The organism is Nocardiopsis ganjiahuensis DSM 45031 (assembly GCF_000341085.1).
GTDB lineage: Bacteria > Actinomycetota > Actinomycetes > Streptosporangiales > Streptosporangiaceae > Nocardiopsis > Nocardiopsis ganjiahuensis.
Map to the genome: position 1 here is coordinate 355167 of NZ_ANBA01000008.1, position 17455 is coordinate 372621.

Below are 17455 nucleotides of genomic sequence, written 5' to 3' on the forward strand. Positions count from 1 at the left end.
TACTCTGACCGAAGCACTGTGACCTGCGTCAACGCCGCCGCGGTTCGCCAGCACACTTTTGCACGCACCTTCCTCCTGCTTCTCCCCTCATAAGGAGCATCATGGCCATCGACCTCGCGGTGATCGCCGCCTACCTCCTGGGCATGGTCGCCCTGGGCTGGTGGGGCATGCGTCGTACCCGGAACAAGTCCGACTACCTGGTGGCGGGCCGCCGTCTCGGCCCCCTCATGTACGCGGGCACGATGGCGGCGGTCGTCCTGGGCGGCGCGTCCACCGTCGGCGGCATCGGTCTGGGCTACACCTACGGGATCTCCGGCGCGTGGCTGGTCGTCGCCATCGGTATCGGCATCCTCGCCCTGCACCTGTTCTTCGCCAAGCGCATCTCCCGGCTGCGGGTCTACACCGTCTCGGAGATGCTGGACCTGCGCTACGGCGGCAACTCGCAGGTGGTCTCCGGCCTGGTCATGTGGGGTTACACCTTCATGCTGACGGTGACCTCGACCCTGGCCTTCTCCACCATCTTCAGCGGCCTGTTCGAGCTGCCGCGCGTGGCCGCGATCATCCTGGGCGGCGCCATCGTGGTGCTGTACTCCACGATGGGCGGCATGTGGTCGGTGACCATGACCGACATGGCGCAGTTCGTCATCAAGACCGTCGGCCTGGTCCTCATCCTCACCCCCGTGGCGATCTGGTCGGTGGGCGGCTTCTCCGGGATGCGCGCGTCGCTGGACCCGTCCTACTTCAGTCCCACCAACATCGGTGGCGGCACGATCCTGACCTACTTCGTCATCTACTCGCTGGGCCTGCTCATCGGACAGGACATCTGGCAGCGGGTCTTCACCGGCCGCAACGACAGGGTCGCCAAGATCGGCGGCATCGGCGCGGGCGTGTACTGCCTCGTCTACGGCGTGTGCGGCGCGCTCATCGGTACCGCCGCGGCCGTCATGTTCCCCGGCCTGGCCAACCCCGACACCGCCTTCACCCTCATCGTGGAGGCCACCCTGCCCGTGGGGCTGGCCGGCCTGGTCATCGCCGCCGCCCTGTCCGCCGTGATGTCCACCGCCAGCGGCTCCCTCATCGCCTGCTCCACGGTGACCTCCACGGACCTGTGGCCCCAGGTGCGCCGCCTCCTCGGGCGCGACGAGGGCGCCGCCCACGGCGAGGGCCGCGACGAGGTCGCCTCCAACCGGATCTTCACCCTGGTCCTGGGCCTGTCCAGCATCGGTGTGTCCCTGGCCGTCGACAACGTGGTCGCGGCGCTCACCCTGGCCTACAACATCCTCGTGGGCGGTCTGCTCATCGCGATCCTCGGCGGCCTGGTGTGGCGGCGCGGCACCCGTGCGGGCGCGCTCGCCTCCATGCTGTCCGGCTCCGTGGCCGTCGTCGCCACGATGGCGGTGACCGGACTGCTCTCCAACGAACCCATCTACGTGGGCCTGGGCACCGCGCTGGTGGTCTACGTGGCCGTCAGCCTGATGACCGAGCCGACCGACCCGGCGGCGCTCGACCTCTGGCAGCGGCGCCTGCGCGGCCAGGACGACCCCGACGAGGGCCAGGACGAGGGCGCTGCCACCGCGGCGGCCTCCGACGCGACCGGCCCGGCACCGAACGACCGAACCGCCTGAACCAACAGCACCACAGCACCACAGCACCGACGACAGGAACGGACCAGATGAACAGCCCGATCGGACCCACCGACTCCAGCCTCGTCCCGCGCTTCGCGGGCCCGGCGACCTTCGCCCGGCTCCCCCGCATCGACCAGGTCGAGCGCGCCGACGTCGCCGTCATCGGCGTCCCCTTCGACACCGGGGTGTCCTACCGGCCCGGGGCCCGCTTCGGCCCCTCCGCGATCCGGGAGGCCAGCCGTCTGCTGCGCCCCTACCACCCGGGCCTGGACGTGGCCCCGTTCGAGCGCCTCCAGGTGGTCGACGGCGGCGACATCGCCGTGAACCCGTTCTCCATCGGCGACGCCGTGGAGACCCTGGACCAGGGCGCCTCGAAGTTCGTCGAGGCCGGGACCCGGCTGGTCACCCTCGGTGGGGACCACACGATCGCGCTGCCGCTGCTGCGTTCGCTGTACCGCAAGCACGGGCCGATCGCCCTGCTGCACTTCGACGCCCACCTGGACACCTGGGACACCTACTTCGGTGAGCCCTACACGCACGGCACCCCGTTCCGCCGGGCCGTGGAGGAGGGCATCCTCGACACCGAGGCGATCGCGCACGTGGGCACCCGCGGTCCGCTGTACGGCAAGCGCGACCTGGAGGAGGACCGCCGCTTCGGGTTCGGCATCGTCACCGCCGCCGACGTCCTGCGCAAGGGTGTGGACGAGATCGCCGACTCCCTGCGCCAGCGCATCGGCAACCGGCCGCTGTACGTGTCCGTGGACATCGACGTCCTGGACCCGGCGCACGCGCCCGGCACCGGCACCCCGGAGGCCGGCGGCATCACGAGCCGCGAGCTCCTGGAGATCCTGCGCGGCCTGGCCGACCTGAACCTGGTCGGCGCCGACGTGGTGGAGGTCGCCCCGGCCTACGACCACGCCCAGATCACCTCCACGGCCGCCTCCCACGTGGCCTACGACCTGGTCAGCCTGCTGGCCCTGAACCACCAGAGGAAGACGGGCGACTAGGCGGACGGGCGGGCCCGCGACGGCCCGCCCTGACGGCTGAGCTCACCTCGCTGCCTTCGGGGGCGCGCGTCAACGGCGACGCGCGCCCCCGAACGCTTCTCATCTCCACCCGTTTTCCCTACCCGGTCCCCCGTTCTGATCCCTCAGGAGTCCAGCCGTGCCCCAGTCCCAGCCCGCCCCGGTGACGGAGGTGGAGAGCCACGGGGTCGCGCCGATCCCGGTCCCCGACCAGACCTCGCGCCCCTTCGACCTGTTCCGGCTCACCTTCGGCGGCGCCAACACCTTCGCCACGATCATCCTGGGCACCCTGCCCATCGCCTACGGACTCGGGTTCACGGCGGCGCTGGCCGCCACCCTGGTCGGGGTGGTCCTCGGGGCGCTCATCCTGTCCCCCATGGCGCTGTTCGGTCCGCGTACGCGCACCAACAACGCGGTCTCCTCCGGAGCGCACTTCGGTGTGGTGGGCCGCTCCCTCGGTTCGCTGCTGTCCCTGCTGACCGCCGTCACCTTCTTCTCCATCTCGGTGTGGGTCAGCGGTGACGCGATCGTCGGCGCCGCCGCCCGCCTGGGCCTGCACGGCGGGGACACCCTGCGCGCGGCCGCCTACGGGGTCATCGCGGTGGCGGTGTTCGTGGTGTGCGTGTACGGATACCAGTTCATGCTGCTGATCAACAAGGTGGCCGTGGTGGCGGGCAGCGCGCTGATGCTGCTCGGGGTGTTCGCCTACGGCGGTTCGTTCGACCCGTCCTTCGCCGGGAGCGGCGACTACCTCCTGGGCGGTTTCTGGCCCACCTGGGTGCTCGCGGTGCTGACCATCATGGCCAATCCGGTCTCCTTCGGCGGGTTCCTCGGCGACTGGTCCCGCTACATCCCGGCCACCACCTCCACGCGCCGGATGCTGGCCGCCCCGTTCCTGGCGCAGGTCTGCACGCTGCTGCCCTTCGGGTTCGGTCTGGCCACCGCGACCCTGGTCGCCGACCCCAACCAGTACGTGTCCGGGCTGTCGGAGCTGTCCCCGCTCTGGTACGCCCTGCCGCTGCTCCTGGTGGCGCTGGTGGGCGGCCTGTCCACAGGAACCACGGCGCTCTACGGGACCGGCCTGGACTTCTCCTCCCTGGTGCCGCGCCTGAACCGGGTCCAGGGCACCGTGGTGGTGGGCTCCCTGGCGCTCGCCCTGGTGTTCGTCGGCACGTTCCTGTTCGACTTCGTCGAGACCATCAACGCCTTCGCGATCCTCATCGTCCTGCTCACCTCGCCGTGGATGGTGATCCTCATGCTGGGCTACCTCTTCCGGCGCGGGTTCTACCTGGTCGAGGACCTGCAGGTGTTCAACGAGGGGCGTCGGGGCGGCGCGTACTGGTTCCGCTCGGGGGTCAACTGGCGGGCGATGGCGGCGTGGCTGCTGGCCGCGTCGGCGGGCCTGCTGTTCGCCAACACCCCGCTGCTGGTCGGACCGCTGGGAAACCTGGCCGCGGGGATCGACCTGAGCCTTCCCGCGGCGCTGGTGACCGCCGCGGTCGCCTATCCGGCGGCGCTGTTCCTGTCCCCCGAACCTCGCTCCGTGTTCGGGCCCGAGGGGCCGCGCCTGGTCCCGGCCAGAGAAGAGGCCGCGGATCCCACCAGTCCCGAGGCCCCGGCCGCCCAGGTGCGCTGACCCCGCCCGGAGCGCTCTTCGCCACCCTGCGGGAACGCGCCGCCCGGACGGCCTTCCCTGCACCGGGCCTCCGGTCAGCGTTCGCCCCTTTCCTTGACCGCCCACTCGGTTGCGTGCTCCTGGACGAATGCGGCGAAGGTGCGCGGCGGCCGACCGGTCAGGTCCAGCACCGCTGTGCTGACCTGGTCCTGCAGACCGCTCCTGATGCCGTCTTCGACCTCGGCGATGGCGGTGGCGAACTCGGCGGGCATGCCTGCGGCCCGGTAGGCGGCCGCTTGCTCGTCGGTCCCGATCGTCACCACCCGGACCGGCCGTCCGGTGCGGGCGGTGATGATCGCCGCCGCGTCCCGGTAGCTCAGGGCCTGTGGCCCGGTGAGCAGGTAGTCGCGCCGGCTGTTGGGCTCGACGCCGGGATCGGCCAACAGGGCGAAAGCGCAGGCCGCGATGTCCCGCGCGTCGATCCAGCCCACCGCGCCCTCACCGGCGGCGGTCCGGATCTCGCCGCGCCCCAGGATCCGCTCGCCCACCGGATGAGGGCTCAGGAAGTTCTGCATGAACCCGGACGCGCGCAGCACGACCCCACCCGGCCTTGCCCGCACCCGCTCGGCCATCTCCAGCGCACTGGGCGCGTTCGGCAGCACGATGGCGGAGCCGAGGAGCACGACCCGGCGCACGCCGAGGCTCTGTGCCTCGGCCAGGAACGGTCCGACCAACGGCATCGGGTCCACAGCGTTCACCGGGGGAACCAGGAAGACCCGGTCCATCCCGCGCAGTGCGGCAGGGTGGGTGGTCGGGTCGTTCCAGTCGAACCGGACCGCGTCCGGATCGTCGCCGGACGGATGGCGGCCGGCCACCCGGACCGGCACACCGGCGCCCCGCAGTAGTCCCACCAGCGCGCTTCCGGTCTTTCCGGTGCCACCGGTCACCAGTACGCCCGTCATCGGTCGGCTCCTGAGCGCAGGGAATCGAGCAGTTCGGGCAGCGTCCCGGCCGCCGCGGCGTTGGCCAGCGGGTTCCAGTAGTCCCTGAAGCGGGTGATCAGACCGTCCTGGACGGTGATCACCACGATGTAGTCCATCCGATAGGGCTCTCCGGTGCGCACCGAGTGCCCGTCCGCCTGGTACTCCACCACAACGGTGTCCGGCCGTTCCGTGTGGTGGACGGTGATCGCGGAAATCCCTCGCACGTCGTACACCTCCGGGAACCCGGCCAGGTAGCGGCGGACCTCTTCCCGCCCCACCAGCCGGCGCGGCGAGGCTCCGACTGCGAAAGGGAACTCGGCGGTGCCGTCCTCCGCCCACAGGTCGGCGACGTTCCTGTCCTTGGCCAGGACCAGATCCAGTAGTCGGCGCATCGTTTCCTCGGGAGTGCGGGGCACGGTGTTCTCCAATGTTCGACAGGCTGTGCGACCCACACTGGACGCGGATCAGCAGTGGGGGAACTGACAGCTGATCCCCGGACCACCGGTCCGTGGTCAGGCCGGGCGGCCCGTGCCACCATGAGTCGGGTGAGCAAAGACGAACTGGGCGACTTCCTGCGCCGTCGGCGGGATGCGCTACGCCCGGACCGCGTGTCGGCGACCGCCATCCACCCGCCGGGCCGCCGTGCCCGACGCACTCCCGGACTGCGCCGCGAGGAGGTCGCCGAGCTGGCCGGCGTGTCGGTCAACTACTATGAGCGGCTGGAACAGGCCCGCGCGGCGCGCCCGTCCCCGGAGGTGTTGGCGGCGCTGAGCAGGGCACTGCGGCTCACCGCCGCCGAGCGCGAACACCTGGCGCGGCTGGCCGGCCAGGTCCTCCCCGACACGAACGCCGATCGGGAGCCGGTGCCCGACGACGCCCGCCGGCTGTTGGACCAGCTCGGTCCGATACCCGCCTACCTGGTCGACGAGCGTCAGGACATCGTGGCCTGGAACGGCACGGCAGCCGCGTTGATCATCGACTTCGGGCGGCTGCCCGCCGGGGAACGCAACGCCGTGAGGCTGTCCTTTCGCCTGCGCGACACCCTTTGCTCGGCACCAGCGGACGCGGAGGGCGAGTTCATCCGGCGATCCGCGGCCCAGTTGCGCGCGGCCGGCGCCCGGCACCCGGCCGACCGCGTCCTCAGTGAGCGGGTCAACGAGTTCGCCGCGCACAGCCCGGAGTTCGCGGCCGGCTGGCGCGACCACGACGTACGGCCCCTGCCGACGCTGCGCAAGCACCTGCACCATCCCCGGGTGGGTGAGCTGGAGCTGGAACGCCGGATCCTGCTGCTGCCCGGCACCGACCTGCAACTGGTGATGTACACAGCGGACCCCGGCAGCCCGAGCGCCGCCGGGCTCGCCCGACTCGACGCTGACGGGTAGAGCACGCCCACGACCCCGGTCAGGAAGCACTCGGCGCGGAACTGGCCGACGCGCTGATCCATCTCGCGTCGATCGCGAACCGGGAAGGCATCGGCCTGAGCCAGGCTCCGCGGGACAAGGAGTGCGTGAACGAAAAACGCCTCTGGCAGTGACTCCCCTCCCCCAGCGCCGACCCCGTGGTCACGCCAGGGGTGCTCCTGGACGGTTCTCGGCGTCCAGCCGCGTAGAAGACTTCTGCGTGTTCCTCTTCCCGCGGTCCGCCGTCACGCCGTCACACCGGCACGCTTCGGACCGGGTCCTTCTCCTGGGCGCGCAGGTGGGACCAGGTGAGCTCGGTGACGTGCCCGGCCATGGCGTCGGGGGTCTCGTCCGGGTGCTCCAACAGCCAGTCGGTGAAGGCGTCGGCGGTACTGACCGCGATTCTGGCCAGCAGCTGGGCGTCCTTGGGCTCGAGGGCGCCGTAGTCGCCGCGGGTGCAGGCCTCGATGAGTTCGGCGACCTCCGCGGTGACCCGGTCGCGCATGCGGGTGGTCTCGCCCTCGAAGGGCTCGCCCTGCACGGCCGCGCGCCGGTAGAGGACGGTCCAGCTCTCCCGGTTCTCCACCACGAAGGTGAAGAAGGCCTGCATCCCACGGCGCAGGGGGTCGTCACCGAGGGGCGCCGAGGGGTCGTGCACGGCGGCGCGGACGGCCTCGATGAGCCGTTCCATCTCCCGGCGCACGCAAGCGGTGAAAATCCCCTCCTTCGAACCCAGGTAGTGGTAGACGGTCGGCTTGGAGGTCCCGGCGGCCTCCGCGATCTCCTCCACGCTGACCGTGTGGTAGTCGCCCCGGGAGAACGCGGTGACGGCGGCGTCGATCAGCTGCTGTTCCCTGACACGACGCGGGAGTCTGCGCTGTTTGGTCTTCACGGAACCGACCCTATGGGGCCCGGAGGGCTCCGCCAGGGGCCGAGGACACGGGTTTCCCCGTCGGCTCCGGACGTTTCCACGCGGTAGCGGGTGTGACCTGTGGACACCATTTCCGGCTCGGAAAGGGTACGTGTCCTTTCCCACACCCGGAGAGGTTTGCGCGGGCGGAGACCGCACGGGAGTACGGGGATTCCGCCCACGCCCTGTCACCCGGGTGAGTCCGTCAGTCGGGTGCTCCCCGCAGTTCGAGGGTGCAGCACTTGGCCCCGCCGCCGGCCTTGCGCAGTTCGTCGAGTTCCACCGGGTGGACCTCGAAGCCCAGCGCGCGCAACCGGTCCGCGAGCACGGCGGCCTCGGCGGCGATGACGACGTTGCGGCCGTCGCAGACCGCGTTGAGCCCGAGCACGGCCGCGTCCTCCTCCGTGGCCAGGAGCGCGTCGGGGAAGAGTGAACGCAGCACCCGGCGGCTGCCCTGGGAGAAGGCCCCCGGGTAGTACGCGACCTGCTCACCGGAGAGGGCGAACAGCGCGGTGTCCAGGTGGTAGAAGCGGGGGTCGACCAGTTGGAGGGTGACGACCGGGCGGCCCAGGAGGCGCTCGGCCTCCTGGTGGGCGGCGGCCTCGGTTCGGAAGCCGGTGGCGGCCAGGACCACGTCGTCGAGGGTGATGAAGTCGCCCTCGCCCTCGTTGACGTGCTTGGGATCCAGGATGTCGGTGTAGCCGGCCTTGCGGAACCAGTCGAGGTAGGCCGGGCCCTCCGGGGTGCGTTCGGCGCTGGCGAACCGGGCCCCGTAGACGCGCCCGTCCACGACCAGCGCCCCGTTGGCCGCGAAGACCATGTCGGGCAGCCCCTCGATCGGCGCGATCTCGCTGACCCTGTGGCCGAGGGACCGGTACAGGTCCCGCAGCCCTTCCCACTGGCGGATGGCGCGGGCGCGGTCCACGCCCGCGACCGGGTCCATCCAGGGGTTGATCGCGTATTCCACCGCGAAGTAGGTGGGTCTGCACATCAGATAGTGCCGCGCTGTCACCGCGGCCGCCGATCCGACAGGTCGAACCATGGAACCTCCCCATTGAGGTGTACCGGAGACCGAACGGCCGACAGTGGTACAGACATTGACCACACCGCTTTCTCCGGCGGACAGAAGTGGGATACCCGCGCGGAAGGCCCGCCAATATAGGCCTTCCCATAAACTCCTCCGCTGTCGGTGAAAGCTGCGCGCCCGCCGCCGGGAGAGCCGCCCCGCACAACCGACCGACCGGCCGGTATTGCTAGTGTCTCCGCAGTTCCGCGATTGGAGACCTCCTCATGAGTACGACCGTCAAGGCAGCCGTCTTCCTCGAGACCGACGCTCCCCCCGAGATCCGCGACGTGGTCCTGCCCGACCCCGGCCCGGGCCAGGTCCGGGTCCGGATGGTCGCGGCGGGCGTGTGCCACTCCGACATCTCCCTGTCCAACGGGACCCTGGCCCAGCCCCTGCCCGCGGTTCTGGGCCACGAGGGCACGGGCACCGTCGAGGCGGTCGGCCCCGGCGTGACCGAGGTGATGCCGGGCCAGCAGGTCATCCTGAACTGGGCGCCGCCCTGCCGCGCGTGCTGGTTCTGCGAACAGGGTGAACCCCACCTGTGCGAGCACGCCCTCGACCGCATGGGCACCCCCTACGCCGAACTCACCGACGGCACCCCGGTCTATCCGGGACTGAACACCGGTGCCTTCGCCGAGGCCACGGTCGTTCCGGTCGGCGCGCTCGTCCCGCTGCCGGACGGGATCGACCTGGCGGTCGCGTCGATGCTGGGCTGCGCCGCCCTGACCGGTTGGGGAGCCGTCAACAACGCCGCCCGGCTGCGGGCGGGCCAGTCCGCCCTGGTGCTGGGGCTGGGCGGGGTGGGCCTGTCCCTCCTGCAGGCCGCGCGGATGGCGGGGGCCGACCCGCTGATCGCGGTCGACGTCTCCGCGGAGAAGGAGGAGCTGGCCCGTTCCCTGGGCGCCACCGATTTCCTGGTCTCCGACCCGAAGGTGCACAAGTCGGTGCGCAAGCTGACCGGCGGGCGGGGGGTCGACCACGCCTTCGAGGTGGTCGGCAAGGCCCAGGTGGTGCGTACCGCGTGGAACTCCTGCCGCCGGGGCGGCACCGTGACGGTGGTGGGGCTGGGATCGAAGCAGGACGAGGTGTCCTTCAACTCCCTGGAGCTGTTCCACCAGGCGCGTACGGTCCAGGGATGCGTGTACGGCTCCAGCGACCCGGTCCGGGACATCCCCGTGCTCGCCGAGGCGGTCCGTGCGGGAGAGCTGAAGCTCGCCGCGATGATCACCGACGAGATCCCCCTGGAGGGTCTGCCCGAGGCCTTCGAGCGCATGCGCCAGGGCAAGGGCGGCCGATCCCTGGTGCGCTTCGGCGCCTGAGCGGGGACTCGGGCCGCACACGGGTTTCAGCGGTCGAGCGCTCCCCGGCCGGGGCGCTCGACCGGGTTGCCGTCCGCGTCGAGCAGGGTCACCTCGACCGGGTGGAGGGGGCGGGAGTTCCGCGGGATCGGCAGCTTCGCGAGGGCGATGGAGCCCCCCAGCGCGACCGCGTAGTAGCCGGCCCAGAGCAGCACGGGGACCAGCAGGGATCCGGGGAGGAGCAGCCCGTAGACGAGCAGCCCGGCGGTGCTCAGCACGGCGAACGTCCCGATCATGCCGCCACCCTGGCCCACGTACTGCCAGCCGCCCAGCAGGCCCAGCATGAGTGCGGCGAGCAGGGCGGATCCGGAGACCTGTGCCAGCACCGGGAACAGGACCGTGTAGACCACGAGGACCTGGGAGAGCACGCTCAGGGCACAGCCTCCAGCCAAGAAGCCGAGCTCCCACCGGTCCCGCGGCGAGGCCAGGAATTCCTCCCTGCGCATACCGTGCGGCAGTTCCCCTGCGCGCACGTGGGCCAGGAGTCTGATGTGGACCCGGGCGAGGGACAGGACCAGGAGCACGAAGACGGCTAGACCGCCCGCCCCCAACAGGAGATGACCAAGCGGTTCAGTGTCGGCGAGGATTGGCACGGCCCAACCGATGTCGGCGGGGGAGACCGCGGTCGCGGTGCCGAGGAAGGCCATCACCAGCAGGGCCTCGACGAGCAGGCACCAAGTGCCGAGGCGGAACTCGTCGGCCATGGGAGTGGGGTTCTGATGGGTACGTAGGCGGTCCCTCCTCGCACGTAGCCGGTGCAGCAACGGAGGCGCGGCCACGTAGTAGGCGAACAGGACCAGGGCGATGACGGTGGCGACCGGACCGGGGACCAAGGTCGGCAGGGGGAAGTGCACGGGGGATCCTTCTCAGCGGAGCGCGCTGTGACCTGCGATGGCCCTCGGGGGCGGGGCCGCAGGAACGCGACAGCGCGATTATGCACCATCTGTCCTGTTCGCCGTCCCATCTGGCTCCCCACTTGTCACACCCTGACAAATGATGTGGTTCAGGACACACAACACCCTTGCCGTGCCACCCGTACCGGGGCACAGTCGTCACCATCGCGCACGCTGTGCCCCCGACACCGGGCACGCACCACCGGCCCCCAGGGGCACGGACGACCCCCGAGGAGAACCATGAGTACCGGAGTCGACCAGGCCGACGCCATCGTCGTCGGGGCAGGGCTGGCCGGACTGGCCGCGGCGGCCGAGCTCGCCGACGCCGGAAAACGGGTGATCCTGCTGGACCAGGAGCCCGAGCAGTCCCTGGGCGGGCAGGCGTTCTGGTCCTTCGGCGGACTGTTCTTCGTCGACTCGCCCGAGCAGCGCCGCATGGGCATCAAGGACTCCAAGGAGCTGGCCCTCCAGGACTGGATGGGCACCGCCGCCTTCGACCGGCCCGAGGACGAGTGGCCCCGCAAGTGGGCGGAGGCCTACGTCGACTTCGCCGCCGGGGAGAAGTACTCCTGGCTGCGCCAGCAGGGCCTGAGGATCTTCCCCCTGGTGGGCTGGGCCGAGCGCGGCGGCTACCTCGCCGACGGGCACGGCAACTCGGTGCCGCGCTTCCACATCACCTGGGGCACCGGCCCCGGTGTGGTCGCGCCCTTCGAGCGCCGGGTCCGCGCGGCAGCCGAGAAGGGCCTGGTCTCCCTGCGCTTCCGCCACCGCGTGGACGAGCTCGTGGTGACCAACGGGACGGTCACCGGGGTACGGGGCACGGTGCTGGCCCCCAGCGACATCGAGCGGGGGCAGGCCAGCAACCGGGACGCCGCGGGCGAGTTCGAGGTGGGCGCGCAGGCGGTCGTCGTGACCGCGGGCGGGATCGGCGGCAACCACGACCTGGTCCGCCGGAACTGGCCCGAGCGGCTGGGCAAGCCGCCCGAGCACATGCTCTCGGGGGTGCCCGCCCACGTGGACGGGCGGATGCTCGGGATCACCGAGGAGGCCGGCGGCGAGATCATCAACCGCGACCGCATGTGGCACTACACCGAGGGCATCCAGAACTGGGACCCGATCTGGGACAAGCACGGCATCCGCATCCTGCCCGGGCCGTCGTCCCTGTGGCTGGACGCGACCGGCAAGCGGCTGCCCGCCCCGTACTTCCCCGGTTTCGACACCCTGGGAACCCTGGACCACATCATGAAGAGCGGCCACGAGTACACGTGGTTCGTGCTCTCGCAGAAGATCATCGAGAAGGAGTTCGGGCTCTCCGGCTCCGAGCAGAACCCCGACCTGACCGGCAAGGACATCAAGCTGGTCCTCCAGCGGGTCCTGCCCGGCGCCCCCGGCCCGGTGGAGGCGTTCAAGCGGAACGGCGCCGACTTCGTGGTCGCGGACAAGCTGCCCGAGCTGATCCGCAAGATGAAGGAGATCTCCGGCGACGACGCCCTGGACGCCGACACCGTGACCCGCGAGGTGGTGGCCCGCGACCGGGAGATGGTCAACACCTTCACCAAGGACCTCCAGGTCATGGCGATCCACGGGGCCCGCAACTACAGGGGCGACAAGATCGCCCGGGTGGCGTCCCCGCACCAGATCCTCGACCCGAAGTCGGGCCCGCTGATCGCGGTGCGCCTGCACATCCTCACCCGCAAGACCCTGGGCGGCCTGCACACCGACCTGGACGCGCGTGTGCTGCGCGCCGACGGCACCCCGCTGCCGGGCGTGTACGCGGCCGGCGAGGTCGCCGGGTTCGGCGGCGGCGGTGTGCACGGCTACCGCTCGCTGGAGGGCACCTTCCTCGGCGGCTGCATCTTCTCCGGCCGCACGGCCGGCAGGGCCGCGGCGGCCGCCCTGGGGTAGGTCCGACCATCGTGTAGGGGCAGGGCACGGACGCGTGTCCTGCCCCTTCGCCGTTTCCGGGCCGACCCAGGAAACGAATGATGTGGGCGCTTACTCGCGAATTTCGCGATTCCCAGCCCGGACGGTCAACGGTTCCGACACGCTGGTCTCCATGCGAACAAGGAGGCAAGATGAGTGTCATGGCTATCGGCAAGACGGACCTGGGACCGGCACCGCTCACTGTGGACGACCTGCGACGTACGCCGGACGACGGGCGGCGCTACGAGCTGGTCGACGGGAGGCTTGACGTGTCCCCCGCACCCGTGTTCCTGCACAGTCGCGTCGAAACCCGACTCAGCATTCACCTGGGCAACCTGGCGCCGGTGGAGTGCGAGATCATCACCGGTCCCGGCATCAACATCAACGCGGACCGGACGCATCACCGCATCCCGGACCTGGTGGTCATCAGCACCGAGGACGCCGAAAGCCCGTACTTGACCAAACCGCCGCTGCTGGCGGTGGAGGTGGTCTCCCCCGAGAGCGTCCTGCGGGACCACCACACCAAGAAGCACGAGTACGCGGCCTTCGGCATCCCCTCGTACTGGGTGATCACCCCCGACCCGGACGAACCGAGCATCATCGAGATGCGCCTGAAGGACGGCGAGTACACCGAGGTGGCCGCCGCCTTCGGCGAGGACGTCCTGGACACCGAACTGCCCTTCCCGATGCGGGTCGTCCCCCAGTGGCTGCTGCGTTCCGGTGGCGACTGGCGCCGGCACATCGGCGGACCGGAGGAGGCGGACGATGCGAAGGCCACGGAGGAAGCGGAGAAGTCGGAGAGTGGCGCGTAGCCTCTGTCCCACGACGGCACGGAGCCGGGTGCCGCCTCGGGCACCCGGCTCCGTCATGTCTGCTCCGGCTCCTCCCCCGAACCCCCGTCCTCCTTCCCGGCGGCGGATTCGTCCGGCTCGGACCTGCGCGGACGCCCTCGGCGCGGGATGTCCCCGGCCTCCTTGGGCATCCGCCCCGCGTCGTCCAGGGCGCGGCGCAGGAGGAACTCGATCTGGGCGTTGGTACTGCGCAACTCCTGCCCGGCCCAGCGCGCGAGCGCGTCGTGGACGGCGGGGTCGAGCCGCAGCAGCACCTTCTTGCGCTCGGGCACGGCACATCACCCGGATCTACTGGTAGAGGGTCCCGGTGTTGACGACGGGACTGGCGGGACGGTCCGAGCACAGCACCACGAGCAGGTTGCTGACCATGGCGGCCTTGCGCTCCTCGTCGAGGTCGACCACGTTCTCGTCCGACAGGCGCGCCAGGGCGCGGTCGACCAGGCTGACGGCGCCCTCGACGATCTCGGCGCGGGCGGCGATCATCGCGCTGGCCTGCTGGCGCTGCAGCATGGCCTGGGCGATCTCGGGGGCGTAGGCGAGGTGGGTGAACCGGGACTCCACGATCTTCACACCCGCCGCGTCGACCCGCTCGGCGACCTCCTTGGACAGCTGCTCGGTGATGGCGTCGGCGCTGTCGCGCAGTGAGGGAACGGCGTTGTCGCCGTAGGAGTCGTAGGGGTACTTGCCCGCGATGTGGCGGACGGCGGCTTCGGTCTGGGTGGAGACGAACTGGATGAAGTCGTCCACCTCGAAGGAGGCGCGTGCGGTGTCCTCGACCTGCCAGACGACGACGGCGGCGATCTCGATGGGGCTGCCGGAGGCGTCGTTGACCTTCATGACGGAGGTCTCGTGGTTGCGGATGCGCGTGGAGACCGCGTTGCGCACGGTCAGCGGGTTGACCCAGCGCAGGCCGTCCGTGCGGATGGTCCCGACGTAGCGGCCGAAGAACTGGACGACCTGGGCCTCGTTGGGCGCGACCATCGTCAGCCCGATGGACAGGACGGCACCGACCACGGCGATCACGATCCCGACCGCGACCAGGGACACGTGCATGCCGAGCAGCGGCAGGCAGGCGATCGCGGCGCCGCCGAGGAACAGCACGAGGGAGACCACGAACACGGGTATGCCGCTGGAGCCGAAGGCCTCGCGCTCCCGGTACTGCGGTGCGGGCCTGATGACGCTCGTCGAATCGCTCATGTGGTGTCCATCCTCTGCGGCTTCCGTCCTTTTAGGTGATGACTTGAGCATAGCATTGTGATATCACTTTTAGTAGACGGCCCTCCCCCGGGGCCACCGACTGAGAGGAGACGTGGACGCGATGAGCACCGACGCTCTGCGCCTGCGACCGCCGAACAACCGCGTGGACCGGCGCGCGATCCGGTGGTGGACGACCCGGTCTCTCGCGGTGACGGTCGTCCTCACGGTCATCCCCGTCGTTCCCGCCCTGATCTGGGAACCGGTGCGCTTCTGGTTCCTGGTCGCCGCCGGGGTCCTCGGCGGGATCGGACTCCTGATCACCGTGGTGATGCCGCAGTGGCGCTTCCGCGTCCACCGCTGGGAGGTCACCGACACCGCCGTCTACACCTCCAGTGGGTGGATCTGGCAGGAGTGGCGGGTCGCCCCGATGTCGCGCATCCAGACCGTGGACACCGCGCGCGGACCGCTCCAGCGAGCGTTCGGGCTGTCGAGCGTGACCGTGACGACCGCGTCGGCCGCCGGGCCCATCGAGATCAGCGGCCTGGACCACCAGCTGGCGACCGAGGTGGCCGACCAGCTCACCGACAGCACCGAGGCGATCCCGGGGGACGCGACATGACCTCCCACGAGGACCACTTCCCCGAGAGGGACCCGCACGCGGAAGGCCCGCAGGAGGGTCCGGCCCCGGAGGCGCAGGGCGGCCCGAGCCCGGAGGGCCGACAGGAGGACCGGCACGCGGCAGCGCCCGCGGAGGTGCCTGCGGAGGTGCCCGCGGAGCCCTCCGAGCAAGCGCCCGAGGAGGCGGCGGAGGAGGGCTGGGAGGGCCTGAGCGCGCTCAGCGTGTGGGCCAGTACCGCCCTCGTGTCGCTGTTCATGGTTCCGTCCGCGATCGTCGCGACCCTCGTGCTCTTCTTCGTCGACGTCTCGAACCTGTGGGCGCTCCTGCCGCTCCCCGCGGTGCTCGCCTTCATCGGGCTGATGACCTACCTCGACATGCTCCGGCTGCGGGCCACCCGGTACCGGATCACCGCCGAGCGCATGGAGATGCGCTCGGGCATCGTCGCCAAGGCCTACCGCTCCATCCCCCGCGAACGCGTGCGCAGCGTGGACGTGGCGGCCCCGATCTACGTGCGGGTCTTCGGGCTGTGCTCGGTGACCGTCGGAACCGGCGAGTCGGCCGGGGCGGGCGGCACCGACCAGCTCCAGCTGCTGTACGTGACGGCCGACCAGGGCGAGCGGCTGCGCCGCGAACTGCTGCGCCGGACCGCCACGCGCCCGAAGACCGCCGGCGCGGCGGACGGCACCGCGGGAACCGGCGGCGAGGCCGCCGACGAGGAGGAGACCGAGCTGGTGCGGCTGAACCCGCGCTGGTTCGCCTACGCACCCGCCACCACGGCGACCTTCGGTGTCGGGATCGGTGTGATCGCGGCCCTGATCGGCATCAACGCGCAGAGCGGCGGCCACGGCTGGCGGTGGATCTCCGAACAGGCCGGGCTCCCCAGCGCCCAGGAGATGTCCGGCTTCGTGATGAGCCGGCTGCTGCTGGTCGTCCCGACCGCCCTGTTCGCCCTGCTGCTCTCCGGCGTGCTCATCCTGGTCCTCGTGGCGGTGGAGACCTGGTGGGACTACCGGCTCGTCCGCGAGGCCGACGGCACGGTGCGGCTGCGCCGCGGCCTGCTGACCAGCGTGTCGCTGTCCGTGGAGGGCCGCCGCCTCAACGGCGTGGTCCTGCACGAACCCTTCGTGCTGCGCTCGGTGCGCGGGGCGTCCATCCGCGCGGTGGCGACCGGCCTGTCCGCCGGGGACGCGCAGAAGACCGAGGCCAAAAGCCGCCTGTCCCCCGCCATGCCCCGCGAGCGCGCCCGGGAGCTGGGTGCCGCTCTGATGCGGGAACCCGACTCCGCGCTGGACGTGCCGCTGGCCCGGCACCCGAGGGCGGCACTGCGCCGCCGGTTCACCCGGGCCACGGTCTGCTCGGTGGCGGCGCTCGCCCTGGCCGGTGGGCTCGCGTGGCTGCAGCGGGTGGCCACCGACGCCTGGTGGGAGGGGATCCGGACGGCGGAGGAGCACTTCATGCCGTTCCCGCTGATCGGCCCGACCACCGAGGCCACCCCGGCCTGGGGCTGGTTCCTCGTGGCTCTGGTGTTCGTCGCGGTGGCGTTCTGGTACGCGGTCGGTTCCTACCGGGGCCTGGGCCACGGCCTGCACCCGAAGTACCTGGTGGTGCGCAAGGGGATGGCGGTCCGTACCACGGTCACCCTGGAGCGTTCCGCGGTGATCGGCTGGCGGATCACCCGCTCACCGTTCCAGCGCAGGCTCGGTCTGGCCGACGTGTCGGCGACCACCGCCTCGGGCGAGGGCACGTACACCGTCGGCGACGTGGGTCTGGGACAGGGACTGGCCTGGGCCGACGGGGCCGTTCCGGAACTGCTCGCGCCCTTCCTGGTGCGCGAGGAGGGCACCGCCGAGCCGAAGCCCTCCGTGCTGCCCTGAGCCCCGCTCGACGGACCGGTGTCCCGGCGCCCCTCTTCCCCGGGGCACCGGGACACACGTCGTCTGCGACCGGCCGTTCCCACCGGGGGCCTCTAGGTCGTGTTCCTTGGATCATT

At 71.0% G+C, this 17455-nt stretch carries 16 protein-coding genes; 9 read left to right on the top strand and 7 right to left on the bottom strand.

Annotated elements, in window-relative coordinates:
* Nucleotides 1-101: 101 nt before the first annotated feature.
* From D458_RS0110230 to D458_RS0110240, 3 genes are all read left to right on the top strand, one after another.
* Entirely contained in the window at nt 102-1625 is a 1524-nt protein-coding gene (locus tag D458_RS0110230; protein ID WP_017586646.1) for a sodium:solute symporter, read from the top strand.
* A 47-nt stretch (nt 1626-1672) separates the two neighbouring features.
* Nucleotides 1673-2632 carry an agmatinase gene (speB, locus tag D458_RS0110235; RefSeq protein WP_017586647.1) on the top strand — a complete coding sequence of 320 codons (960 nt, stop codon included), beginning with the start codon at nt 1673-1675 and terminating at the stop codon, nt 2630-2632.
* A gap of 157 nt (nt 2633-2789) precedes the next feature.
* Entirely contained in the window at nt 2790-4286 is a 1497-nt protein-coding gene (locus D458_RS0110240; protein WP_017586648.1) for a purine-cytosine permease family protein, read from the top strand.
* Between the two features lie 74 nt (nt 4287-4360).
* On the opposite strand, the gene D458_RS0110245 is transcribed toward D458_RS0110240, so the two are convergent.
* Nucleotides 4361-5227: a Rossmann-fold NAD(P)-binding domain-containing protein gene (locus tag D458_RS0110245; protein WP_017586649.1), complete on the bottom strand. Its 867-nt coding sequence runs from the start codon at nt 5225-5227 to the stop codon at nt 4361-4363.
* On the bottom strand, nt 5224-5640 hold the full coding sequence (locus D458_RS0110250; protein ID WP_017586650.1) for a nuclear transport factor 2 family protein: 417 nt from the start codon (nt 5638-5640) through the stop codon (nt 5224-5226). The genes D458_RS0110245 and D458_RS0110250 overlap by 4 nt, the downstream gene beginning before the upstream one ends.
* 144 nt (nt 5641-5784) lie before the next feature.
* Here D458_RS0110250 and D458_RS0110255 point away from each other — a divergent pair, with 144 nt between their 5' ends.
* On the top strand, nt 5785-6630 hold the full coding sequence (locus D458_RS0110255) for a helix-turn-helix transcriptional regulator (protein ID WP_152521103.1): 846 nt from the start codon (nt 5785-5787) through the stop codon (nt 6628-6630).
* Nucleotides 6631-6901: 271 nt separating this feature from the next.
* On the opposite strand, the gene D458_RS0110260 is transcribed toward D458_RS0110255, so the two are convergent.
* Both D458_RS0110260 and ddaH read right to left on the bottom strand, forming a co-directional pair.
* Entirely contained in the window at nt 6902-7540 is a 639-nt protein-coding gene (locus D458_RS0110260; RefSeq protein WP_017586652.1) for a TetR/AcrR family transcriptional regulator, read from the bottom strand.
* A 223-nt stretch (nt 7541-7763) separates the two neighbouring features.
* On the bottom strand, nt 7764-8600 hold the full coding sequence (gene ddaH, locus D458_RS0110265) for a dimethylargininase (protein ID WP_026119172.1): 837 nt from the start codon (nt 8598-8600) through the stop codon (nt 7764-7766).
* 248 nt (nt 8601-8848) lie between these two features.
* Between ddaH and D458_RS0110270 the strand changes: the two genes are divergently transcribed.
* Nucleotides 8849-9943, top strand: coding sequence for a zinc-binding dehydrogenase (locus D458_RS0110270; protein ID WP_017586654.1), 1095 nt, complete (start codon nt 8849-8851; stop codon nt 9941-9943).
* Between the two features lie 26 nt (nt 9944-9969).
* Here the strand turns inward: D458_RS0110270 and D458_RS0110275 are convergent, their stop codons facing one another.
* Entirely contained in the window at nt 9970-10836 is an 867-nt protein-coding gene (locus tag D458_RS0110275) for a hypothetical protein (protein WP_017586655.1), read from the bottom strand.
* A gap of 279 nt (nt 10837-11115) precedes the next feature.
* Here D458_RS0110275 and D458_RS0110280 point away from each other — a divergent pair, with 279 nt between their 5' ends.
* Both D458_RS0110280 and D458_RS0110285 read left to right on the top strand, forming a co-directional pair.
* The gene (locus D458_RS0110280; protein ID WP_017586656.1) at nt 11116-12780 is read left to right on the top strand and encodes an FAD-binding dehydrogenase; all 1665 of its coding nucleotides are present in this window, start codon (nt 11116-11118) and stop codon (nt 12778-12780) included.
* Between the two features lie 170 nt (nt 12781-12950).
* Nucleotides 12951-13610: a Uma2 family endonuclease gene (locus D458_RS0110285; protein ID WP_017586657.1), complete on the top strand. Its 660-nt coding sequence runs from the start codon at nt 12951-12953 to the stop codon at nt 13608-13610.
* A gap of 53 nt (nt 13611-13663) precedes the next feature.
* Here D458_RS0110285 and D458_RS0110290 read toward each other — a convergent pair whose 3' ends face one another.
* Together D458_RS0110290 and D458_RS0110295 are read right to left on the bottom strand one after the other, a co-directional pair.
* Nucleotides 13664-13921: a hypothetical protein gene (locus tag D458_RS0110290; RefSeq protein WP_017586658.1), complete on the bottom strand. Its 258-nt coding sequence runs from the start codon at nt 13919-13921 to the stop codon at nt 13664-13666.
* Between the two features lie 16 nt (nt 13922-13937).
* Entirely contained in the window at nt 13938-14846 is a 909-nt protein-coding gene (locus D458_RS0110295) for an SPFH domain-containing protein (protein WP_017586659.1), read from the bottom strand.
* A 121-nt stretch (nt 14847-14967) separates the two neighbouring features.
* Here D458_RS0110295 and D458_RS0110300 point away from each other — a divergent pair, with 121 nt between their 5' ends.
* Entirely contained in the window at nt 14968-15465 is a 498-nt protein-coding gene (locus tag D458_RS0110300) for a PH domain-containing protein (RefSeq protein ID WP_017586660.1), read from the top strand.
* Nucleotides 15462-17339: a PH domain-containing protein gene (locus D458_RS0110305; RefSeq protein WP_017586661.1), complete on the top strand. Its 1878-nt coding sequence runs from the start codon at nt 15462-15464 to the stop codon at nt 17337-17339. Before D458_RS0110300 ends, D458_RS0110305 begins: the two co-directional genes overlap by 4 nt.
* Nucleotides 17340-17455: the final 116 nt, after the last annotated feature.